20 protein-coding genes are annotated in these 23,238 nt (G+C 33.3%); all 20 read right to left on the reverse strand.

All coding sequences use genetic code 11. The features are described 5' to 3' along the window. Positions 1-2: 2 nt before the first annotated feature. The 20 genes from J5Y03_RS16265 to J5Y03_RS16360 all read right to left on the reverse strand — a co-directional run bounded on the left by J5Y03_RS16265 (position 3) and on the right by J5Y03_RS16360 (position 23,238). The gene (locus J5Y03_RS16265; protein WP_209407057.1) at positions 3-1,892 is read right to left on the reverse strand and encodes a TniQ family protein; all 1,890 of its coding nucleotides are present in this window, start codon (positions 1,890-1,892) and stop codon (positions 3-5) included. 147 nt (positions 1,893-2,039) lie between these two features. Continuing rightward, on the reverse strand, positions 2,040-3,233 hold the full coding sequence (locus J5Y03_RS20130; protein ID WP_209407058.1) for a PDZ domain-containing protein: 1,194 nt from the start codon (positions 3,231-3,233) through the stop codon (positions 2,040-2,042). A gap of 447 nt (positions 3,234-3,680) precedes the next feature. After that, positions 3,681-5,114, reverse strand: coding sequence for a S41 family peptidase (locus tag J5Y03_RS16275; RefSeq protein ID WP_209407059.1), 1,434 nt, complete (start codon positions 5,112-5,114; stop codon positions 3,681-3,683). A gap of 155 nt (positions 5,115-5,269) precedes the next feature. Then, positions 5,270-6,580, reverse strand: coding sequence for a murein hydrolase activator EnvC family protein (locus J5Y03_RS16280; protein WP_209407060.1), 1,311 nt, complete (start codon positions 6,578-6,580; stop codon positions 5,270-5,272). A 166-nt stretch (positions 6,581-6,746) separates the two neighbouring features. Further along, positions 6,747-7,640: a permease-like cell division protein FtsX gene (gene ftsX, locus J5Y03_RS16285; RefSeq protein ID WP_209407061.1), complete on the reverse strand. Its 894-nt coding sequence runs from the start codon at positions 7,638-7,640 to the stop codon at positions 6,747-6,749. Then, positions 7,630-8,316 (reverse strand): cell division ATP-binding protein FtsE, encoded by a 687-nt coding sequence (gene ftsE, locus J5Y03_RS16290; protein WP_209407062.1) that lies wholly within the window; start codon positions 8,314-8,316, stop codon positions 7,630-7,632. The genes ftsX and ftsE overlap by 11 nt, the downstream gene beginning before the upstream one ends. 651 nt (positions 8,317-8,967) lie before the next feature. Further along, on the reverse strand, positions 8,968-9,288 hold the full coding sequence (locus J5Y03_RS16295; protein WP_209407063.1) for a c-type cytochrome: 321 nt from the start codon (positions 9,286-9,288) through the stop codon (positions 8,968-8,970). A gap of 75 nt (positions 9,289-9,363) precedes the next feature. Further along, positions 9,364-10,236 carry a YitT family protein gene (locus J5Y03_RS16300; RefSeq protein WP_209407064.1) on the reverse strand — a complete coding sequence of 291 codons (873 nt, stop codon included), beginning with the start codon at positions 10,234-10,236 and terminating at the stop codon, positions 9,364-9,366. Positions 10,237-10,355: 119 nt separating this feature from the next. Continuing rightward, a protein-coding gene (prfB, locus tag J5Y03_RS16305) for a peptide chain release factor 2 (protein ID WP_209407065.1) occupies positions 10,356-11,454 on the reverse strand; the annotation gives its coding sequence in 2 pieces (ribosomal slippage) (positions 10,356-11,381 and positions 11,383-11,454; 1,098 coding nt in all). Between the two features lie 101 nt (positions 11,455-11,555). Then, positions 11,556-14,069, reverse strand: coding sequence for a preprotein translocase subunit SecA (gene secA / locus J5Y03_RS16310; protein WP_209407066.1), 2,514 nt, complete (start codon positions 14,067-14,069; stop codon positions 11,556-11,558). 636 nt (positions 14,070-14,705) lie between these two features. Next, a complete protein-coding gene (gene hpf, locus J5Y03_RS16315) occupies positions 14,706-15,251 on the reverse strand; it encodes a ribosome hibernation-promoting factor, HPF/YfiA family (RefSeq protein ID WP_209407067.1) in 546 nt (181 codons plus the stop codon). Positions 15,252-15,466: 215 nt separating this feature from the next. After that, the gene (cspD, locus tag J5Y03_RS16320; protein WP_209407068.1) at positions 15,467-15,664 is read right to left on the reverse strand and encodes a cold-shock protein CspD; all 198 of its coding nucleotides are present in this window, start codon (positions 15,662-15,664) and stop codon (positions 15,467-15,469) included. Between the two features lie 256 nt (positions 15,665-15,920). Next, positions 15,921-16,271, reverse strand: coding sequence for a hypothetical protein (locus J5Y03_RS16325; RefSeq protein ID WP_209407069.1), 351 nt, complete (start codon positions 16,269-16,271; stop codon positions 15,921-15,923). Beyond that, positions 16,271-16,672 carry a flagellar export chaperone FliS gene (gene fliS / locus J5Y03_RS16330; RefSeq protein WP_209407070.1) on the reverse strand — a complete coding sequence of 134 codons (402 nt, stop codon included), beginning with the start codon at positions 16,670-16,672 and terminating at the stop codon, positions 16,271-16,273. Before fliS ends, J5Y03_RS16325 begins: the two co-directional genes overlap by 1 nt. A 30-nt stretch (positions 16,673-16,702) precedes the next feature. After that, positions 16,703-18,295, reverse strand: coding sequence for a flagellar hook-associated protein 2 (locus J5Y03_RS16335; RefSeq protein ID WP_209407071.1), 1,593 nt, complete (start codon positions 18,293-18,295; stop codon positions 16,703-16,705). Between the two features lie 12 nt (positions 18,296-18,307). Further along, on the reverse strand, positions 18,308-18,661 hold the full coding sequence (gene flaG / locus J5Y03_RS16340) for a flagellar protein FlaG (RefSeq protein WP_209407072.1): 354 nt from the start codon (positions 18,659-18,661) through the stop codon (positions 18,308-18,310). Positions 18,662-18,899: 238 nt separating this feature from the next. Continuing rightward, positions 18,900-19,604 carry an acylneuraminate cytidylyltransferase family protein gene (locus J5Y03_RS16345; protein ID WP_209407073.1) on the reverse strand — a complete coding sequence of 235 codons (705 nt, stop codon included), beginning with the start codon at positions 19,602-19,604 and terminating at the stop codon, positions 18,900-18,902. Further along, a complete protein-coding gene (locus J5Y03_RS16350) occupies positions 19,591-20,691 on the reverse strand; it encodes a nucleotidyltransferase family protein (protein WP_209407074.1) in 1,101 nt (366 codons plus the stop codon). Before J5Y03_RS16350 ends, J5Y03_RS16345 begins: the two co-directional genes overlap by 14 nt. A gap of 150 nt (positions 20,692-20,841) precedes the next feature. Further along, positions 20,842-22,410: a DUF2920 family protein gene (locus J5Y03_RS16355; RefSeq protein ID WP_209407075.1), complete on the reverse strand. Its 1,569-nt coding sequence runs from the start codon at positions 22,408-22,410 to the stop codon at positions 20,842-20,844. A gap of 156 nt (positions 22,411-22,566) precedes the next feature. Then, positions 22,567-23,238: a class I SAM-dependent methyltransferase gene (locus J5Y03_RS16360; protein ID WP_209407076.1), complete on the reverse strand. Its 672-nt coding sequence runs from the start codon at positions 23,236-23,238 to the stop codon at positions 22,567-22,569.

Genomic DNA, 23,238 nt, shown 5'->3' on the forward strand with positions numbered 1-23,238 from the left:
AGTTATTTTTCTTTTAATACATTTTTAGGATTGTACAAATTAGAATAGTTATATATGAATGCACTCATAATGTCATCAATTACATACACAGAAGGTGGAGGCCTTTTTATCAACACTTTTTGTATTGGAAAATTAACAATTGGATTTATTTTATTTTCTAAAACAATTTTTTTAATTTTAGTTGCACTAATATTAAACTTACGTGCTAGTTCTAGAGAAGTTATGTATTTCCGAGAATATTCTTTTATACTTTCTTCTGTAATCATTTTCCTATTATTAATCATCAACGATTCGATATAATTATTTTCAACAAGAAATTTAATATAATAAGATGGAATATTAAGTTTTTCTGAAACAGCGTATATTGAAAAATAGCTAGTTTTACTGGATTCTTGTTTGTGAACATTTAATATATCACTTTTATAAAATCCATATTTATTAAACCCTACTGCATTCTTTTTTATTAATATAGGCGTTAATTTATTCTGCAAGACATATGTTATTATGTTTATTAATCCTGGTTTATTATCTAAACCAACTTTACATGCACCACTGAATTTTGTAAGATCTTTTCCTGAACTTTTTTTCTTTTTAGAAGTATTTTCAAATGTATCTAGCAACATTTCTATTTTTCTTAAATCAAAATAAGACTTTTCTCCTTCTCTTATTTTGTTTAAAATTCCAGCTTTAACCAAACTTAATAACAATTTTTTACTAATTCCTAATAGTTTTGCAGCTGAATAAGCTGGAATCATATTTGATTTAGCTTCTATTAATTTTATTAGTCTCTGGAAATTTATTTGTACTACATCCTTTCTTCCGTTAGATGTTATTCTTGTCTCTATATTTTTTTCCTCCACTAATAGATTTACTGTTTTCATTGTTACTCCTAAATACTTGGACGCGGAGTATTTGCTTAACCATTTTAAATTTTTGTTTATTAATTTTGGATTTGTTTTACGTAATAAAACTCCTTCATTCATTTCATATAAAAGAAACTCCTCAAAGGAAGTTAAAATAAAATTTAGCTCATCTTCATACTTGAATTTTTTATAAATATCCATATATACAGAACTAAAGGCTGAAGGTCCTCCAAAGTTTAATTTTTTTGATTTTCTGTAAGTTTTTAAAAAATCATAGAACCCATATGGCCATGTTTCAAATATCTTAAATGCTTTATTAATAGTATTATATGAAAGCTTCGAATGAAATTTAGTACTATCAATTTTTAAAGAGAAATATAAAATTAAAAATATAAAAACTTTTAAATTAAACTTAGATAAAATATTTCCTGATGAAAGGTTCTCTTTTTTTTCATAGATTAAACAATAAAGGAATTTACCTACCTGGTTTTCTTTCTTGTTTACAAATATAGGTTTTGCAGTTGTATAAATGAAACCACATTTACATTTTTCAGTTGAATTTGTTAACATAATTGGTTGATAACAATTTGGACATGAATCAATTAAATGGCAATTATGTTTGTAACATATTTTGTACAAACTTAATTCCCATATTTTCCTTACATATTGATCTTCTTTTAAACAAACTGGACAAACACCAATAATATTATATGAACTAAACCTACTAAATCTTTTTCTTAAATAGTTTTGAAAGTAACTATCTCCATTATATATATCACCTAGCTCATACCAGTAGGTCATTTTTAATATCGATTCCTTTGTTAATCCAGTTAATTCAATTAATTTTTTTAAAATATTTTGTTTATAAAAATGATAATATATATTTAAATTACTTATTAATCCAAATCCAAGATCATTATATATCCAACTTACAGAATCATAATTATTTTCAATAGAAAGTCTTTGTAAATAACCTGCAAGACTCTCGTCAGTTTTGGGTTGGGGTACTATTAAATATCTTTTAGACATGAAGACCTCCTTTCACTTATATCAAAAAAGGATTAATTCAAAAGAAATTATTTTTTAAATCAATCCTTTTTTTATTTATTTCGGTTATTTATGAAAAATTTTTTCGGTTAATTATGGAATTATTTCGGTTATTTATGAAAAATCACATCAACCAGGTATCTTCCCTATCAACTCTTTAGCGTCCTCCACAAACAGGAAACCTAGTTCATGGTGTTGACCTTCATAAACTGCACTTTGTGTAATACGAATTTGTGCATTAAGATCAATTACTTCTAACTTACAATAAGCTCTGTTAATTTGTAGGGCTTCATAAAACTCTGTAATGCTTTTTATGATTTGGCCGTTTACTTTTGTGATTGTTTCACCAACGTGAACATCCATTTTCTCGGCTGGTGAATCCGGTAAAATGCCTAATACAACAAGTCCACGCTCTTGTGAGGTGAAAATAGCCGGTGAATTTGCATCACGATTTTTTTGTAAATAGGTTATAAGTTCTCTACCGACAATAGCTAATGCCAATGTTGCATATGCAATGATATCGTTATAAAAACTTAGTACGCCACCAGCTATAATAAAAATTGATAATAAACAGACTTGTCTACCTATCATTTTTATTGTTTGGTTTGCAATACTTCCTCTAATTAACTGGTAAAATCCAATGCTAAAGGGAACTAAAACGATTGAATAACTAGTTTGTCCAATATGTAAAACTGGCCACCAATGAAAATCGCTTGTAATTGGACCCGTCGGAATCAGTAAAAATAAAGGCACTAGCCATAAACGTTTAACGGAATGAGCTCCTATTTTTTTGCCCCGTTTACTCTCAACTAATAATGGATTTGATTTTTTAGAAGCATTTAATTGAATTAAAATACCTTCAATTAAGAGCAATAATCCCACTAAAATTGTAATGGATTGGAAGTTAATTACCTTTGCATGTTCGATAAAATTTTGAAATTGACTCGGCATCTTAGAAGACGGAATAAGTGTTATTAGAAAGAGTGAAATACCTACTAAGTATGCACTAGACATCCACTGCACCTGCAAGGTCAACATTACTAAAATGGTGATTAGTTCAATTACATAAAGCAATTGCACCGGAACCATTACGCCAATCCCAAGTGTCACAATCGAAAACAGCACACCTACTAATAGTCCATTCCATATGCTTGTGATTATTTCATATTTAGCATTGTAAATTCGAAACGAGAAATTCTTCCGCTCTTTTTTAACTCTAATATATCCTATTATCAATGAAACTAGTAAAAATACATATAGCATTGGATGTAAAAAAAACAATCCGAATGCATTCAGACATTCTGATAAAATATCATTCCACACAATCGATCACCTCCTATTTAACTCAACTATTTACTCTTTATGTTAACGAAGAATTTTTAATTTTTCAAAGGTGAATTTAACTAATTCTTAAAAAGATTTTATGATGCTTTTTGAATTCAAACAAACGTTTGATTGAAATGAAAAAAGTCTTTAATCACATGGGATTAACTTTCAAACAAACGTTTGATTGAGAAGAATAGTTAATTGGAACGTAGGGATCCTCGCTTTACGTAGGGCGGGTGGTGAGCCTCCTCGGCACCTGCGGGGATCTCAGCTGTCCGCTGCTCCAACAGGAGTCTCGCACCTTCCGTTCCAATCAACTTCTTTCTCAACTGTTTGCTTTATGTAAAATTACAATCTAATAAAAATGAGCTAGATTTAAAAAAAGAAAGCACACCTATTCAGTATGCTTTCGACAAATACGATCAATTTCCTTTTTTATTCTGTTTATTTTGCTACAAGATCTAGTGCTTCTTGTAATTGCGTATCAGTTTTTTCGTCTCGGATTTTCTCAATGATTTTACTTTCAAGCTTTTCGTCTGTTAGGCGGTCTAATTTTCCATTTACAGTTACGTTTGCTGATTTTTGGAAGTCCATCACAGCTGTTTCTGTTTGTTTGTTGAAATAGCCATCCTCACGACCTGGATCAAAGCCTAATCCTTTTAACATGATTTGCGCTTGTTTGATATCTGGATTGTTATCATCAAATTGATATGTTTTTGTCGTATCAACTGGTGTGACATAGTAGTAATCAGGTTCTTTGACAGCAACATCTGGTTTAATTCCTTTTTTATGAATCCAATGTCCATCTGGTGTTAGCCATTTGAATTGAGTTAATTTAATGTTACTTCCATCTTTAAAATCAAGAGTTGATTGAACAGTTCCTTTTCCGAATGATTTTTCACCAATTAACTTGTAGCCTTGTGCTTCACTTAAGCCAGCTGCTAAAATTTCGGCTGCGGATGCGCTACCTTTGTCAATTAATACATCGATCGGGTAAGGTTTCTTAGCTGTTAATTTTGTATAGAATTTTTCTCGTTCTCCATTGCGATCTTCAACTTGAAGGTAAGGGTGATCTTTTGTTACTAACTCACCTAAAACGCCTTGGACAGCCTGTAAGTATCCACCTGGGTTTCCACGAACATCAATTGTTAAACCTTGGATATGTTGATCTTCAAGCTTAGCAAGTTCTTTTTTGAACTCATTTGCTGTATTTTCGCTGAAAGACGTAATATGAATGTATCCAATTTTTTTGTTATTAACTGTTTTAACAGAGCTAAATACTGTATACATTGGAATTTCATCACGTTTAATGTTAAATTTAATTGGATTTTGTACGCCAGGACGTTTAATTTCTAATGTAACAGTCGTTCCTTTTTTACCACGAATTTTTAAAACTGCATCATATTGTGATAAGCCTTGAACGCTTTTACCATCTACTGATAAAATTTCATCCTTTGGACGTAAACCTGCTTTTTCCGCAGGAGAATTTTTAATTGGTGAAACGATGACTAAATGATCTCCATCCTTCGAAACCTCTGCACCTATTCCTTCAAATGAAGAACCTAAAGAATCTTTAAACTCTTTCGCGGTGCTAACATCCATATAGGAAGAAAACGGATCATTAAGTGTAGAGACCATGCCTTGAATTGCACCTTCAGTTAACTTGTTCGGATCCATTTTTTTCACATATTTATTTGCAATAATCTCATATGCTTCACGAATTTTCCGAATATTCCCATCCTCTGATGCTAGTACTGCTTTATCACTTGAAACAAGCGCAAGTCCTTTGTTCCCTAATTCACCAATACCGAAAGCTCCTACCCCAATACCTGTTACAAACGTTGCTGTTGCAATTAATGCCGTTATTTTACGGTTCATATTGAACCTCCCATCAATTCATTATTTAGTGCCACAATCTATGTTTTTATTTTATCCATTATTAGTGAAAAAGCACCACACAGCAGTGCGATGCTTTTCTCTGTTCTATTATATGATAAGCTTGTATTACTTATGTTTGCAAGTAGAACACTAAATTAAAAGTTTATATACTTTTGTGGATCGACTGCATTTGATTTTTGATAGTTCCATTCACCTTTATGTAGCTCAAAATGTAAATGCTGACCAGTAGAATGACCTGTGTTACCCATATAACCAATTTGCTGTCCTTTTGATACATATGAACCTGCACTAACAATATATTCTCTTAAATGAGCATAAACTGTAGTCCATACTTGTCCATTTATGTTATGTGAAATAAACACAACATTACCATAAGTTGATGATTGATATGCTCTTATGACAACTCCATCTGCTGCAGCTACAACAGGAACTGACCCTGAGTTTGCAATATCAACACCTGGATGAAACTCTCCACCTTCAAACGAGCGTTGACCAAATCCTGATGAAATATAACCTGCCGCTGGTCTAGTGAACATGCCACTTGAAACTGGCGGAACATTGTTGTCCGATGATCCACTATTTGAAGATGAATTAGAATTAGAGCTAGAATTTTGTCTTTGTGCTTCTTGTCGTTTTCGCTCTTCTTCAGCGCGTCTTTTTGCTTCTGCTTCGCGTTTTTTCGCTTCTACTAAAGCCATCTGCATCGCTTTTTGCTGAGCTCCTAGTAATTGATCTTTTTCCTGTAGATCCATTACTTCACTTTCAGCTTCTTTTTGCTGTGACTTTAACGAAGCCATTAATTTATTTTTTGCAGCTGTTTGTTGGTTCAGCTGTGAATGTAAATTTTCTAAACTAGCTAAATTATTTTCTAATTTCGTTTGCTTTGATACTACTTCATCTTTTTTACTACTTACTGATTCTAAGTCATTATTTTGTTGGTCAATAATATCTGAATCAGCATGCATAATAATTTGAACAGTATTCATACGTTGAATTAAGTCGCCAAAACTATTAGAACCTAGTATAACATCAATATACGAAACCATTCCACCCGAGTCTTGCAATGCACGCATTCGGTTTTTCAGTAGCTCCTGACGAATACCAATTCGTTTTTGTAGATCGGTTATTTCTTTTTTCAGTGTTTTGATCTGACTTTTTGTTTCAGTTACAGCACTCTGAGTACTATCAATCTTCACTTTTGTCAGTTTTGTCTTTGCATCAAGCTGTTCTAATTCGACTACAACATTAGCCTGATCTGCCTTCAGTGTTTCTACTTTTTGCTTTGTAGCCTCTGTTTTCGCATTGACATCATTTCGTTTCTTTTTAATATCGTTGATTTCAGATTGATAGTTTTTCTGAGCAAAAGAAACGGATGGGATTGTCTGGATGAAAAAAGCTCCACATACAAGTAAAGTTAAACCCTTTCTTGTTCTTTTTTGATTCATCAGTAGTCCCCCCTGTTTTATATTCATTTTTATCCCGTTTTAACGTGTAGTAATACCCTACCTCAAGATAGAGATAGGACAAGAATTATGTATAGAATGATTGATTCAACTAACCATCAGTGGAGGATGAATCCCCCACTAATAGAAGTTTCACTTTATTAATTGTTTATTTCTTTAAAAACTTACGAATTGACATGACACTACCCCACATACCGATCAGTGCACCAATTACGAATAAAATAGCTGATAATTGATAAACAAATGGTGAGAATGGTAGTAATGTAAACATCGTGCCTGCTAATTTTGCCGTCATCATGTTATAAATAACGTTGTACCCAGCAATTAAAACAACTACCGGAATCAGTGCACCCAATACTCCTAAAGTCAATCCTTCTAATAAGAATGGCCAACGAATAAAGTTATTGGTTGCCCCTACTAATCTCATAATTTCTATTTCACGACGTCTAGCAAAAATCGTAATTTTAATTGTATTTGAGATTAAGAACATTGCAGTAAACAATAATCCTAAAATTAATACTATCCCAACATTACGACCAACTGAAACGGCATTAAATAATTTTTGAACTTGTTCTTTTCCATATATCACTTTGTCAGCGTATTGTAATTTTTCAACTTTTTTCGCAACCGACGAAATTGATTGAGGAGAATCAGTTTTCACAATAAATGTGTCATTTAACGGATTTTGTTGTTCAAATAACTTAAACGCTTTTCCATCGTTCCCCATACTTTTAATTAAGTTATTCAGTTCTTGCTGTTTAGAAGAAAATTTGACTGACGTAACATGATTCATATCTGTTAGGTTTTTCTTCAATTCTTGCTGCTGTTTTGGATTTGCTGTTAAGTCAATTAAAACACGTATTTCTACGTCTTTTTCAAGTGATGTTCCAATATGACTTACGTTCATGATAACAGCTAAAAATACACCTACTAGCATTAAGGTAACAGCTACCGCACTGACAGATGCAAATGTCATCCATCCATTACGACGTAAGCTAAGGAACCCTTCACGTACGTGACGTCTCATAGTTCTAGCTTTCATAGCCGTACACCCCTCTCGCTTGGTCACGTACAACTTTTCCGCCTTCAATTGCAATAACACGACGTTTTAAATTATTTACAATGTCCTTATTATGTGTAGCCATTACAATCGTTGTTCCGCGATCATTAATTTCTTTAAAAATCTCCATAATCTCCCAAGTTGTATCAGGATCTAAGTTACCAGTTGGCTCATCCGCAATTACAACTTTTGGGTTGTTAACAATTGAACGAGCAATAGAAACACGTTGTTGCTCTCCACCTGACAGTTCAGTTGGTAAAAAACGAGCTTTATGCTTTAATTTAACGAGGTCAAGTACTTCCATCACTCGTTTTTTAATAGTCTTTGGATTTTCTTCAATTACCTCTAATGCGAAGGCAATATTTTCATATACTGTTAAAGTTGGAAGCAATTTATAATCTTGGAAAACTACTCCAATTCCTCTTCTTAATAAAGGTACTTTACTATTTTTTATTTTTGCTAGATCCATACCATTAATTAAAATCGCACCTTTTGATGGTTTTTCTTCACGATACATCATTTTAATGAACGTGGATTTCCCAGCACCAGACGGACCAACCACATAAACAAATTCACCTTGACGAATTTTAATGCTAATCCCGTTTACCGCTAGAACACCATTAGGATAAGTCTTATACACATCTTTTAGCTCTATCATGACAATCTCCTTAAGTAATGTTCGATAGTTTTTTGTCGAATAAAAAACCAACTATTTATATACCATCGTATAAAAATAACATATGTAAACATTATTCGACGTTTTTCATAAGCCCTTCTATTATAACACTACTTTTTTATCTAGTAAGATAAATTTATGTTACATTTTGTTATCAAATGTCAAATAAATTCTTTCTTTTTGGTTGTTTTTGTAAATTCTTTTGTAAATTCTTTTGTAAATTCTTTTGTAAATTCTTTTGTAAATTCTTTTGTTATTTGAGAATGTGTTAAGTTGATTTCCAGTCCAGGTTGCTCGTTTTCCGTGGGGCGGGCGGTGAGCCTCCTCGGCACGCATGCGCGGTCTCACCTGTCCCGCTGCTCCCACAGGAGTCTCGCACCTTCCGTTCCAATCAACTTTTTTATCAACAGTTTGCTTTTAAAAAATCTTTTTAATAACAAGAAAAGTCTTCTTTTAATAGAAAAGCTCTATTAAATCACCTTGTCACCTCAAGAAAGTTCGCTCCCTATCCATTGATTCACTACCATATCTCCTCGCTTTTACGGAAAAAACGACTGCCGGAGACCCCTCCGTCTATGAGAACAAAAAAAAATAACCGTCTGTCAACAGCGTGACAAACAGTTATTTAACCGATTATTTTTTTGTTGCTAACCAACTAGCTACAGCTTTTGCATCGGCGCCTTGAACGATTCCAGGTTGCATAACTCCGCCTCTACCTTGAGCAATAATGTTTGTAATATCCTTCTCAGAATATTTAGCACCAATATGCTGTAAATTCGGTCCTATATTTCCTTGAAGTTGATCTCCATGACAACTAGAACAGCTTTGTTTAAAAACTTCTTCTCCTGAAGCTGATGCTGTATTGTTTTTAGATGTGCCATTATTGCTCGATCCACATGCAGATAAGCCAAGAAGCATTCCACCAGCTAATGCCGTGATTATAAACTTTTTCATCTTGAACTCCCCTTTTAGAAGTATCTATTTTCTACTTTCAGTTTACTACTGTTCAGGAAAATTTTCCCTGTTTTTTTATGTCAAAACTGTGAATCCTTCACCATGTACCTCAGTTGCATCCACAACGATTACAAAAGAACTACTGTCAATGGACAGCACAATATCACGTAAGAATGAAAATTCCGACTGATCCATTACACACATCAGTACTCCCTTTTCATGATTGGTATATCCACCATATCCAGATAGCTTCGTTACACCTCTGTCCAATTCATGGATGATCGCATTTTTAACTAATTCTTCTTCTGATGTAATAATAAGAGCCATCTTAGAACGTCCAAATCCAATTTGAACTAAATCAATTGTTTTACTTGTTACAAAAAGTGCTATTAAAGCATACATTCCACTTTCTAAATTAAGGAAAATTGCTGCTGATATCACGATACATCCATCAATCACAGCCACACACAATCCAAGTGATAGATTTGTGTATTTATGAACGATTTGCGCTGCTAAATCAGTTCCTCCAGTTGAAGCCTTGCCACGAAAGACAATTCCTAAACCTAAACCAATAAATAATCCGCCAAATATAGCAGCTAATAGTGGATTATGTGTTGCAGGTTCGATATGTTGTGTTAACAAAATAACAAATGGTAAAAAGATTGTCCCAACAAGTGTTTTTACACCGAACTGTTTCCCTAAAAAGATCACGCCAGCTATAAATAAAGGAATATTAAATGCCCATTGAACATACGCTGGCGTTAAATTAAATAAAACCTTTAAAATGGTAGAAATACCACTTACCCCACCGGAAGCAATTTTATTTGGTAATAAAAACACGTTAAATGCAGTTGCAATAATAGCTGAACCAATTAATATGTATACATATTCCAAGATCGTGCGACCTAATCCACTACGCAAATTAAACCCCTTTTTTGACTTAACCACAGTTGTCCCCCAAATTTCTTTTTCTTTCTATTTTTATTAGTCATGTTTTTTAGATAATTCTCCACAAAAAAGTGCCTGTCATCCCCAAATGGAGAGAACAGGTACTTTAAGGCTTATCTTTATATTTTTGAACGTAAATAAGAATCAATGAATGGATCAAGATCGCCATCCATTACAGCTTGAACATTACCAACCTCTGTAGTTGTACGATGGTCTTTAACCATTGAATACGGATGGAATACATATGAGCGAATTTGGCTACCCCAACCAATTTCTTTTTGCTCTCCACGTATTTCATTTAACTGAGCTTGTTGTTCATCTAATTTCTTTTGATATAATTTTGCTTTTAACATTTTCATTGCTGACTCACGGTTTTTAATCTGTGAACGTTCTGACTGACATGTTACAACTGTGTTCGTTGGAACGTGTGTAATACGGACCGCTGAGTCAGTCGTATTGATATGCTGTCCACCTGCACCACTTGCACGGTACGTATCAATTTTCAAATCTTCTGTACGAATATCAATTTCAATATCTTCATTAAATTCCGGCATAACCTCACAAGAAACAAATGAAGTATGACGGCGACCTGAAGAGTCAAATGGAGAAATACGTACTAAACGGTGAACGCCTTTTTCAGCCTTCAAATAACCGTATGCATTGTGCCCTTTTATCAATAGCGTTACACTTTTGATTCCGGCTTCATCACCAGGTAAGTAATCAAGTGTTTCAACTTTGAAACCTTTTTTATCAGCCCAACGAGTGTACATACGAAGTAACATTGAGCCCCAATCCTGTGATTCTGTTCCACCTGCACCTGGGTGAAGCTCTAAAATCGCATTATTTTTATCGTATGGCTCACTTAGTAATAACTGTAGCTCATATTGGTTTAAATCAACTGTTAATGTCTTTACTTCAGATACTAATTCAACCATTAATTCATCATCATTTTCTTCTTTTACAAGTTCATATGTTAATTCAAGATTCTCATATGTCTCTGACAACTCATTGAATTGATGAACCATTTCTTTTAATGCGTTTACTTCATTAATAACATTTTGTGCCGCTTTTTGATCATCCCAAAAACCTGGCTCAGACATGAATGCTTCTAATTCATCTAACTTTTCTTGCTTTGAAGCGACGTCAAAGAGACCCCCTAAATGCTTCAAGACGTTTTACCATCTTGTCTAATTCTTGTTTTACTTCTACTAATTCCATATCTCTACACCTCTGCTGACTTAATTACATACAAAAGGGGACTTAGGAAAAAGGAAAAATGTTTTCTAACCTTTTCCCTTCTTCCTAATCCCTATCTATTTCTATAGTCCTTTTCCGTGACAGTTTTTATACTTTTTCCCAGAACCACAAGGACATTCTTCATTACGGCCAATTTCTTCGCCTTTTGTAACTGGTTTACGTTTTACTTCACCTTCACCATCACTGCTTACATGAATGGCTTCACCTTGAACTGCTTCAAGTTCTACGTCTACCTCAATTTCAGCTTTCATAATAATACGAGCAACTTCTTCTTCAATCGAAGCGATCATTGCTTCAAACATTGCGAAGCCTTCCATTTGGTATTCACGTAATGGATCAATTTGTGCATACGCACGTAAATGGATACCTTCACGTAGTTGATCCATTTGATCAATGTGATCCATCCACTTGCTATCAACTGTACGAAGTAATACAACTTTTTCAAACTCGCGCATTTGTTCAGCTGGTAATGCATCTTGTTTAGATTCGTATTTTTCAAAGACAACCTTAGAAATTAACTCAACCATTTCTTCTGGTTCAAGTACTTTTAATTGTTCCGGTTTAACGTCATCTTCATCTAGAAGGTTTGCTTCTAAGAAGTCAACGATTCCTTTAACATCCCATTCTTCTTGTAACAATTCTTTTGGTGTATGTGCTTCAACGACACGATTAATTGTCCCTTCAATCATGCTCTTCGCGATTTGTTGTAAATCGTTAGAATCGATTACTTCAGAACGTTGTGCATAAATTACTTCACGTTGTTGACGTAATACATCATCATATTGAAGTAATTGCTTACGCGCATCGTAGTTGTTTCCTTCAACACGTTTTTGTGCAGATTCAACAGCACGTGATACCATTCTACTTTCAATTGGTTGTGAATCATCTAAGCCAAGACGATCCATCATCACAGCTAAATTATCTGAACCAAATCGACGCATTAATTCATCTTCCATCGATAAATAGAATGTTGTTTCCCCTGGATCACCTTGACGACCAGAACGTCCGCGAAGCTGGTTATCAATACGACGGCTTTCATGACGCTCTGTACCAATAACAGCAAGACCACCTAGTTCTTTTACACCTTCGCCAAGTTTAATATCTGTACCACGACCAGCCATGTTTGTTGCAATTGTTACTGCACCTTGTTGACCAGCATTTATGATAATATCTGCCTCACGCTCATGGTTTTTCGCATTTAATACCTCATGACGAATCCCTTTTCGTTTTAACAGATTTGAAATTAATTCTGACGTTTCAATCGCAACTGTACCAACTAGAACAGGCTGACCTTCTTTATGGCGTCTAGCAATTTCTTCTGCTACTGCGTTAAATTTCCCAGTCATTGATTTATAGATTAAATCTGAATTATCAATACGTTGAATTGGACGATTCGTTGGGATGACAAGAACATTCATATTATAAATGTTACGGAATTCTTCCTCTTCCGTTTTCGCAGTACCTGTCATACCAGATAACTTGTCATACATACGGAAGTAGTTTTGGAACGTAATTGTCGCCAATGTCATACTTTCGTTTTGAATTTTCACGCCTTCTTTTGCTTCGATTGCTTGGTGTAATCCTTCGCTATAACGACGACCTTGCATTAAACGACCTGTAAATTGGTCAACGATGACAATCTCATCATCTTGCACTACATAATCTACATCCTTCGTCATTGTAACATGTGCGCGTAACCCTTGGTTAATGTGATGATTTAAGCTAACATTTCGTAAATCAAATAGATTATCGACACCAAACGCTTTTTCAGCACGAGTAATTCCACGTTCTGTTAATAATACTGATTTTGTTTTTACATCGTACGTATAATCCTCTTCTACTTTCAACATGCCAACAAACGCATTTGCAGCGATATAAGCTTGTGCAGATTGTTTAGCCTGTCCAGAAATAATTAATGGTGTACGTGCTTCATCTACTAAAATTGAGTCAACCTCGTCAATAATGGCAAAGTTCAGTCCACGTTGAACTCGTTCTTCTGCGTGAACAACCATGTTGTCACGTAAATAGTCAAAACCAAGCTCATTATTTGTACTATATGTGATATCACACGCGTATGCTTCACGCTTTTCATCAGAATCCATGCTATTTAAGTTTAATCCAACCGTTAAACCAAGAAACTCGAATAACTCACCCATTTCACGAGCATCACGGCTAGCTAAGTATTCATTGACAGTTACAACATGAACACCTTTTCCACTTACTGCATTTAAATAAACTGGAAGAGTAGACGTTAATGTTTTACCTTCCCCTGTCTTCATCTCAGAAATATTACCTTCATGAAGAGCAATACCACCTAAAAGCTGAACCTGATATGGTGTCATGCCTAACACACGCTTAGCACCTTCACGTACGACCGCGAATGCTTCAACTAGAATATCGTCTAATGTTTCACCTTTTTCGACGCGCGCACGAAACTCAGCAGTCTTTTGTTTTAATTCTTCATCAGAAAGACGAGCTATTGAATCCTTTATAGATTCAATTTGATCAACTTGCTTTTGCATTCTATTTAATTGTCGTTGATTCAGGTCAAATACCTTTTTTAACAATCCAAGCATATTGTACGCTCCTCTATTTGTATTAGTTTTATTTTAATTTTTAATGACAGTTCTTATTTATTGGCTTTGATTAAAATAAATTGTTGCTATTTAAGAATACGATAAGTTGATTTCCACTACAGGATGCTCGCTTTCCGTGGGGCGTGCGATGAGCCTCCTCGTCGCTATCGCTCCTGCGGGGTCTCATCTGTCCCGCTGCTCCCACAGGAGTCTCGCACCTTCCGTTCCAATCAACTTTTTCTCAACGTTTTTAAAAACAACAATCTATAGAAAAGAACTTAAAAAACAACTTTAAAATATAGCAGTGCCTATTTATTAAATATAAGTAGATACTCAAATTTAATTTTATCATTAAATGAAAGAAAGTGACAACCATATGTCATTTGAAGAGGGTTAGAATTATGTAAAAATTATTACTTTTTTCAGAAAATACCAATTTTCGTCTGAAAATAGGGTCTATTATACTATATTTTTGATATTTTCAAGCTCTACAGACGAGCTAACACCATGCGAGTTTTTCCGTAAGATTGCCACAGCTACTCTTACCTATCTAAAAACACCCCTAAAACAGAAAAGAGCCTAAAAATAAGAAAAGGCTCCTCCATGTGAATAGAAGAGCCTTTAGTTTATTGTATATTATTTTGCCTCAATTAGACCGTAACGGCCGTCTTTTCGAGAATAAACGATATTTGTTTTATTTGTTTCACCATTTAAGAAAACAAAGAAGTTATGACCAAGCATATTCATTTGAAGAACAGCTTCTTCTGCATCCATTGGCTTTAAATCAAATTGTTTTGTACGAACCAACTCAATGTCGTGTTCATTGTCTTCAACAGCAACACTAGAATCAGTACCTGTCGCTGCAAACATATATTTTAAAGATCCTTTTTCTCTTTGCTTATGATTAACTTTTGTTTTGTGTTTTCTAATTTGACGCTCTAACTTATCAACTACAAGATCAATTGCAGCATATAAATCACTATGTGCTTCCTCTGCACGAAGTAGCATATACGTAGCAGGAATGGTTACTTCAATGCGTTGCTTGTCAGCATAAACTTTACAATTTACTCTTACATCTAGTTCTTGATCAAAGTAGCGCTCTAATCGAGCTAACTTTTTCTCAACATAATCACGAATAGCTGGAGTCACTTTAACATTTTCGCCTCTGACATTTAACAACATAGGTATTCCTCCTTCATCGAGCTGGATAACTTATCTATATCTTTTTAAGCTATCCTTACATATATTCTACACGATTCTGAATTATACCTCTATTAATATTTTGTCCAATTTATGAAAAGTTACAATTTTCTACACAACGAACAAAGACTTACCCATATGAGTAAGCCTTTGTAGTCCGAATCTATATAAGCAAAGAATTTACTTATTAACGGAAATTAAATTTTTGTAACGTTAGCAGCTTGAGGTCCACGGTTACCTTCAACGATTTCGAAGTTAACTGCTTGACCTTCTTCTAAAGATTTATAACCATCAGAATTGATCGCTGAGAAATGTACGAATACATCGTCTCCATTTTCGCGCTCGATAAATCCAAAACCTTTTTCTGCATTAAACCATTTTACTTTACCTTGCATTCAAATCCATTCCCTTCAATATGAAACTTGTGAAATTTATTCTCCACAATTTGACTATACCAAAACTAAATAGGACAAGTCAAAATCAGCTTATCGTCTTTTTCTGCATACATTCGACAAAAGTGGGAAAATGAGGGGAGAGTTAGGTGGATTAAGGAAAAATAGGAGTAAAATTGGGAAATGGGTAGAGAATTATAATTGTAGAGATAAAAAAGAAAAGCATTCCATTTGGTGGTGGAATGCTTGAGAGATTGTTTTATTCTTTTTTGTCGAAGAAGGCTGAGACATTGTTTAGAGATTTGTATGGGTTGATGTACTGTGTATGTACTTTTTTCTTTCCCATTAAACCATTTATGTCTATTTTAATTAGTTCACGCAATTTATGCAGGGCAGGTTCAATCCCATGATTCAATTCCATAATCTCTTTACCAATTAATTTTTCTTCTTCTGTAACCGGAACTTGTAGATGCGTTATTAATTCCTCACGTTCATCTAACAAACTTTGAATTGTTTCAATATATTTATCTCGTTCATCTTGTTGTGGAAGGATTTTAAAATGCTCAGCTAATTGTTTTGTAACGTGATGTAGTTTAACAAATACATCCATTAGATAAGATCACTTTGTTGATATGTTTTTTGTCGATTTAATTGAATAACTTCCTTCCAAGTATCACGAAATTCAACGACAAATCCTTCTACTTCATCTAATATATTTATATCATTTTTAATATTCGCTTGAATTAATTGACGGTGCAAATAATCATACAAAGGCATTAATTGTTTAGAAACCTCTTGTTCCATGTTTAAAGTTATCATTAATTCCTGGATGATTTTTTGAGCTTTTACAAGATTCGTATTTTTGTCTTGGAGACGCGACTCTTTAATAGCCAGTTTTGCTAAATGAATAAATTTTAAACAACCATTATACAACATTAATGTTAATTCACCAGGAGATGCTGTGTTGACTGCATTTTGCTGGTAATTTTGTAATGGATTCATCATCGCCATTTACATGACCACCTTAATTATCATTATTTATTACTTAAAGTATTGAGAAAGCGATGTACTTTGTGAATTTGCCTTTTGAATCGCTTGGTCCATTGCATTATATTGAGTATAATAACGATTTTCGACTTGGGTTAAATGATCCTGAAAATTACTAATACGAGTATTTAAATCTGTCATACTCTTCCCAAGTAAATACATCGATGAAACGTATGAAGCCTTACCAGCTTTTTGTGCAATACTATCTATAGTACTTTTCAAAGAAGTTTTTAATCGCGTTGCCAATCCTTGTTGATCTGAAGGAGTACTATCTGTTGTACCAATACCTGTAAATAAATTACTAACCGAAGCAGGATCATTTGTAATAGCCTGCTTTAATTTGTCTTCACTAATAATTAACTTACCGTTATCTAAATAATTAGAACTTGTTGTAATTCCAATCTGGCTTAACTGCTTTACAGCCCCCGGTAAACCATTGACTGGAGCATATAATTGAGTACGTATTGTATTCAATACACCCGTTAAAACACTATCACTTCGTAACAAACCACTTTGAGCTTTATTTTGCCAATTTGTTATATCAGTATCCTTCATTGCTGCCTTTTGAGCATCTGTTAAAGGAGGAAAATCACGATACTTTGGCTCTGTAACTTTATCATTGATCTTTTTAATTAAATCGTTGTATTTATCAACAAATGCTTTAACAGAATCAAATATTTTTTGAGTATCAGTTGTAGTTGAAACTGTTATTGGAGCTGGTGATCCAGGTGTATATGTTTGCTTTAATGTATAGGTCACATCCCCTATACTAAATGTATTTGTTGATCGAGAAGTTGGTAAACCATTGATTGTAAATTTTGCATCTTGTCCTTGATTAGCTAAAGGTGTATTTAATTCCCCATTTACACCTACAGAAAAATTTAGTGTATTCATAAAATCTACAGTAGTTGGGTCAGGAGCTATCGCTGCGGTTGAATCTGTATCATGAGCTACAATTGATCCACCTGCTCCTGTATTATTGTTCGTTAAAACCATTTTCCCAGTTTTATCATCAAAAAATGCACTTACACCTAAAGCAGAGTTATTCATCTTATTAACAACATCTTGCATAGTATCCTTTGTAGGATCAATATCAATTTTCACTAATGTCGGTGTCGTTCCTGCTGGTGATCCTGGAGGAATTACGTCGAATTGTAACGAAAATGGATTAGCATAATTCGCTGGATCTAATTCACTTATCAAACTAGTCGATTGCATTAAAGAAGTGTCTTTTTTAGAAATCACTCCAGAATTCCATCTTGTGCTCGTTGCTAGCTGTGTAATGCTATCAATTGAATTAATTGTATTACTTGTACCACCTTTTGAGACAGCAGAAACAATACTTTCATTTGAGCTTGTTACTGTTTTCGCATTAAAGGTAGATTGTAACCCGACCCCAGTAACAATTGAGCTTCGGAAATCATCCAATGCCAAATTAATATCTCTATACTGATCTGTCTGCCATTGAAGGGTTTGCTTTTGTTGTTGTAATTTATCTAATGGAATTCTTTCAGCATCCATTAGTTTTTTGACAGTAGCGTCTATATCGATAGCACCACTAAAACCTGTTGTACGATTCACTACCATTTTTTCTCACCCCTAAATTTTTTTATCAACCAATAATCCTATATGTGTCATCATATCTGCGTAAATATCTAACATTTTCTTTGCAGGAATCTCACGAATGACTTCATTCGTTGAACTATTCACTACTACGGCATAATAACTATGTGTCTTTTCATGTAATTTAAACTGAACATTTGTATAAGATGGTTCTAAGAATTGATTCATCTTATCTATGACTTTCTCTAGCTTTTCTTTTGGAACTTGTTTATCATCTTTATCACTTTTTGGCTCTTTTTGCGGAAACTCTTTTACTTCTTGGCTTTGTTGTTGTGCAGGGATGTTAGGAACTTGACCAGCCATTTTAGATGATGAAATATTATTCAACATCTTGACTCCTCCCTTTTATAAAAAATACACTACTTCATATATCGGTAGTAACATAAAAGTTTGTAGTCATCTATAGATTTTAAAAATCTTATAGATTATTAAAATTAAACTTAAAAACTTATCTAATGAAACAATAAACGACCTTTACCTAATATTAGGTAAAGGTCGAAATTTAATAATAATTATTTTAGTAGTAATGAATATCTTGCCTATATTTAGTTATAAAAAACACTTTAATTTATTCATTATCAATTTTATTAATTGTTTTTAGGAATGTCTCACAATATAAAAAATCAAATTCGCTATCAATATCAACAGAACGTTCTTTTGGCATCACGTAGCCTTTTGTTTCTTCCCCTAAGAAAGATTTATTCAGAACTAGCCAATTTACATTCGCAACATATACGGCCCCGTTTAAAGAATAGGTTGTAGGAATGTCCTGTCTTCTTGAATAATTATTATTTTCTTCAAGTAATGGATGTAATTTGCTTTGACCATCCAATCGATACATCCAATGTGGGGGTTTATCAACTTCAACAACAGAAACTAAAGCATCTACTTCATTCTTGATACAATCGTAAATACAATTGTCGATATCATCCACGGAACGAAATGGTGAGGTAGGCTGTAATAAAACCACATAATCATATTCTTTTATACTATTTAACGCGTGAAGTACAACATCAATTCCAGGGGTTGTGTCCTTAGCTAGTTCAATTGGCCTAACAAAAGGTACTTCACACCCATAATTTAATGCACATTGAATTATTTCCTCATCATCAGAAGATAGTACCAATCTATCTATATATTCTGATTTTAAGGCTTCTTCTATAGTCCAGGCTATTAAAGGCTTCCCCCCTAGAAGTCTAACATTTTTTCTTTTTACGCCTTTTGATCCGCCTCTAGCAGGAATAATTGCAAGGATCTTTTTATTGTGTAACATAATAACCTTCCTTTTTCTCTACTTGCTGATCTTGTTGAAAAATTTCTTTATATATTTGATTGCCTTTTTCATAATCTTGCATTTGTCCAATATCTAACCAAAATTCACGAATTGGAAAAACTGTTGTCTCTTTAGATAAATTTATTGTATCTTGAAAAAGGTCTGTCATATTATAAAAAGTATTACAAGGAATTATTTGCAACATATCAGGACTTATACAATATATCCCAGCATTAACAAAATTTCGATGAATAGGTTTTTCTTCTATCCCTATCAATCTTTGATTCAATGTTTTAATTACTCCATAGGGGACTTGGAATTCATAATCACGCACACACATTGTTGCACTTGATTGGTTTTCTTGATGAAATTGTATTAGTTGATTAAAATTCATGTTAGTTAAAATATCACCATTCATTACTATGATTGGATCTGTAATGCTCTGTGGTAGCTTACTAAGAGCTCCTCCTGTACCTAAAGGAAACTCCTCCTCAATATAATTGATTATGATGTCAAACTCGTCCCCATCTTTAAAGTAGTTTTTAATGACATCTTTTTTATAGTTAACTGATAAATAAAAGTTATAAAACCCTTGGCTCTTAAATCGTTCAATAATCGTTTCTAGAATAGGCTTATCTCCTACTTTTAACATAGGCTTAGGTATATCATTTGTTAATGGCATTAATCTTGAGCCTAATCCTCCAGCCATAATAACCACAGCATTTTGTTGTCGAATATTTGAGTGCATGTCCTCTATAAGAGTAAAATCTATCACTCTACGATTAGGGTCTAATAATGGAAGAACGCGAATTCCTTTTAGTTTAATTTCCTTTATACTTGTAGAACTATATATTTCATTTTTAAACAAGTATACTGGATTCTCATTCATTATTTTTCCCACTGGTTCATGTAGAGTACTTCCTTTTAGGATTGCACGTCTTATATCTCCATCCGTAACAGAACCAACTAGTTGAGAATATTCATTAATTACAAATGCAATTTGAAGAGCACCTTCATCTATGATTTTTAAGGCTTCTAAAATAGTACTGTTCTTTAATAGTAGTAATTTGTTAACATCATATATCATAGGTACTTACCACCTAATAAGCATTATTTATTCTTAATTCCCTGTATTAAAAATAGTTCTACTTACCATCTCTAACCTGTAAATTAAGAGTTTTTCTATCAATCTAAGTTTATAACTTTAGAGTGTCTTTTCCCTTTCAAAGCGCCTTTTTTAACTAGCTATATAAAGCGAAAAAATATCATTCAACTCATTCTTCCATAACATAAATTGAGGTACTACATGTTTCAAAAGTTTATCTTCAACCAATTTCCAACTATCACTCTCGAAATACCCGATCATTTCCAAAAGAGACGTTTTTAATTCTTCATTTAAAGTCTTAATATTGTTTTGTGGTAAATTTTTTTCAAACTTATTAACTTGCTGTTCTATTGCACTATAAGCATCAAGTATATCCTGCATAACCCCAATAGCTTCATGGTATTTTCCAGTAGATATCTTTGAAATAACATAATCAAATCCATCATTCATTGTGTGGGTAATATCTAAAATACCAGACATAACCTGAAATGAACTAATTAATTTGTAATCTGTTTTTATATTATTTATTATTTTTGCATTTATCGTGAAATTCTCATTAAAGTTAAACACATAGTTTTTACTTCCGCAGTTAAATGATTTACCTTCATTATCTAAGAAATCATTTGTTCTTTTTTCTTTTAGTAATCCATTTTCCTTGTCTAGTTCCACAACATGATCGAAAAGCTTACGCAAGGATGCATCCATTGCGTGACCATATTTTTTAAAGAGATTACCATCAATGTCATCTTTAGTAATACGTTTATAGTATGTATAATTATAATTTGATAGCAATGCTACTAATCTATCTTTATCATCAACTGAAGCAATCTCATCCTCTTCACAATGAAATATATAATAACGAGTATCAGATTTTACTCTATGTTCGCTAACTAACAAACTTCGAATTAATTTATTAGCATCCCCAAAATATCTCGGAGATGTTTCATCTAAGATTGTCCAAGGATTGTTATATGCGAATGGGATAGAATAATTCTTATTATTCCAATTTATATTAGCAACGTAATCATTCGCAAAAATTTCCCTACCTACAATATTTTTCATCTCAGCAAGTGAAAACCCCGAATTATCTATTACTACAGAAAAGGTATTAGGTGCATATTTCCCACAAAGCATAGCTATATAACCACCGTATGAGCTTCCGTATGCAATAATTTTTCTGGTATTTATATTAGGGTATTTTTTAAGAACATCCCCAAGTACTGTAAGACAATCTATAGCAGGTAAAAATCCAAAAGACTGATATTCCTCTCGCGCTGTTACCATTAACGCTTGACAGCGGGGGTCTAATGAATTTAACCCTTTACTTTCTAAAATTTGAACTACTTTCAGATAAAAATCATTTTTGGAAGATATTTCATTCCAATATTCCCTCGAAACTCCATAAACTTTTTCCATATTAATAACGAAATGCTCATCTAGATTAATTTCTAATCCCCTAAATATCCCAAAATAATTTAATGACACAACAATACAATTGTACTTATCAGCAAGATACGGGTTTAATTTTTCTAAATAATATTCTGAGTTAGCAATTCCACCAAAACCGGGTATTGATAAGATCAATCCAGTTTCTGAATTTATCCCTTCGTTAGGTAAAGTAACATAATAGTCTAGTTCATTTCTTAAGTAACCTAGTTCGATATCTTCGTGTGGTTGGATATTGAAACTATAAGTTCTCATTGTTTTTGCCCCCGCTTGTCTAGGTGTATATTTTTACTTATAGATTAGGCTTACATCTTTTTAACCCTTATCAAATTGACACCTAGTTTATTTAGTACAACGTAAATTTTTTATTCATAAAAAGAAATTCCTTACTATCATCTACCAGTTATCTTTTCAATAGGTTTCTTTATTTGCTATTACAACCCATTCTTTCACTTCTTGTTGCAAATTGTCCGCTGTCCTACTAACCATCTCTAACTCTTTAATTGAGAAACCTTTTAACAGTTTAGGTATGTCTTCTTTTTTTGTAAATCTTGAGTAACCTTTACCTTTTAAAGGGCCTTCGTCAACAATCCATGCATTATAGCCTACTAATTCCCCTGTATTAAATCCCCAACTGCCTTCAGCAAAAGTTTTTGTATATAATAACCCACCATTCTTTAGTTTTTTATGAATCTGTTCATATATTTTTATAGAATCATTAAATTCGTTACAGCATATAGCTTCGTTATCAATAATTAAATCAAACATATTATCTTCATATGGAAGACTAGAAAAATCCCCAATTTTCAATTCTACTTTTGCATATGGAAATTCATTATTAATTCTTTCACTTGCTATCTTTATCGCTTCCGCTGATCCGTCAATCCCATAACAAGAAAATCCCTCTTTAGCCACAAACCATAAATTTGCTCCAGTACCACAGCCAATTTCTAAAATTTTTATTTCCTGCCTATTTTCTACTTTATAAAAGTTCCTTGCAACACATCTAATTACATCTTCAGAAGGATACTTTCCCCATTCTTGATTCTTAAATATTTTCTCCCAAACTTCGTCCCATGCCAT

This window comes from Gottfriedia endophytica (assembly GCF_017814275.1).
GTDB classification, from domain to species: Bacteria; Bacillota; Bacilli; order Bacillales; family Bacillaceae_G; genus Gottfriedia; species Gottfriedia endophytica.

What these genes read in the sequence shown, in the direction of transcription:
- J5Y03_RS16350 (WP_209407074.1), bottom strand. Translation starts at nt 20,691, where the DNA reads ATGATATATGATGTTAACAAATTACTACTATTAAAGAACAGTACTATT.
- J5Y03_RS16295 (WP_209407063.1), bottom strand. Translation starts at nt 9,288, where the DNA reads ATGAAAAAGTTTATAATCACGGCATTAGCTGGTGGAATGCTTCTTGGC.
- secA (WP_209407066.1), bottom strand. Translation starts at nt 14,069, where the DNA reads ATGCTTGGATTGTTAAAAAAGGTATTTGACCTGAATCAACGACAATTA.
- hpf (WP_209407067.1), bottom strand. Translation starts at nt 15,251, where the DNA reads ATGTTGTTAAATGTCAGAGGCGAAAATGTTAAAGTGACTCCAGCTATT.
- cspD (WP_209407068.1), bottom strand. Translation starts at nt 15,664, where the DNA reads ATGCAAGGTAAAGTAAAATGGTTTAATGCAGAAAAAGGTTTTGGATTT.
- ftsE (WP_209407062.1), bottom strand. Translation starts at nt 8,316, where the DNA reads ATGATAGAGCTAAAAGATGTGTATAAGACTTATCCTAATGGTGTTCTA.
- J5Y03_RS16280 (WP_209407060.1), bottom strand. Translation starts at nt 6,580, where the DNA reads ATGAATCAAAAAAGAACAAGAAAGGGTTTAACTTTACTTGTATGTGGA.
- fliS (WP_209407070.1), bottom strand. Translation starts at nt 16,672, where the DNA reads ATGGCGATGATGAATCCATTACAAAATTACCAGCAAAATGCAGTCAAC.
- J5Y03_RS16360 (WP_209407076.1), bottom strand. Translation starts at nt 23,238, where the DNA reads ATGGCATGGGACGAAGTTTGGGAGAAAATATTTAAGAATCAAGAATGG.
- J5Y03_RS16265 (WP_209407057.1), bottom strand. Translation starts at nt 1,892, where the DNA reads ATGTCTAAAAGATATTTAATAGTACCCCAACCCAAAACTGACGAGAGT.
- J5Y03_RS16335 (WP_209407071.1), bottom strand. Translation starts at nt 18,295, where the DNA reads ATGGTAGTGAATCGTACAACAGGTTTTAGTGGTGCTATCGATATAGAC.
- ftsX (WP_209407061.1), bottom strand. Translation starts at nt 7,640, where the DNA reads ATGAAAGCTAGAACTATGAGACGTCACGTACGTGAAGGGTTCCTTAGC.
- flaG (WP_209407072.1), bottom strand. Translation starts at nt 18,661, where the DNA reads ATGTTGAATAATATTTCATCATCTAAAATGGCTGGTCAAGTTCCTAAC.
- J5Y03_RS16355 (WP_209407075.1), bottom strand. Translation starts at nt 22,410, where the DNA reads ATGAGAACTTATAGTTTCAATATCCAACCACACGAAGATATCGAACTA.
- J5Y03_RS16275 (WP_209407059.1), bottom strand. Translation starts at nt 5,114, where the DNA reads ATGAACCGTAAAATAACGGCATTAATTGCAACAGCAACGTTTGTAACA.
- J5Y03_RS16345 (WP_209407073.1), bottom strand. Translation starts at nt 19,604, where the DNA reads ATGTTACACAATAAAAAGATCCTTGCAATTATTCCTGCTAGAGGCGGA.
- J5Y03_RS16325 (WP_209407069.1), bottom strand. Translation starts at nt 16,271, where the DNA reads ATGGATGTATTTGTTAAACTACATCACGTTACAAAACAATTAGCTGAG.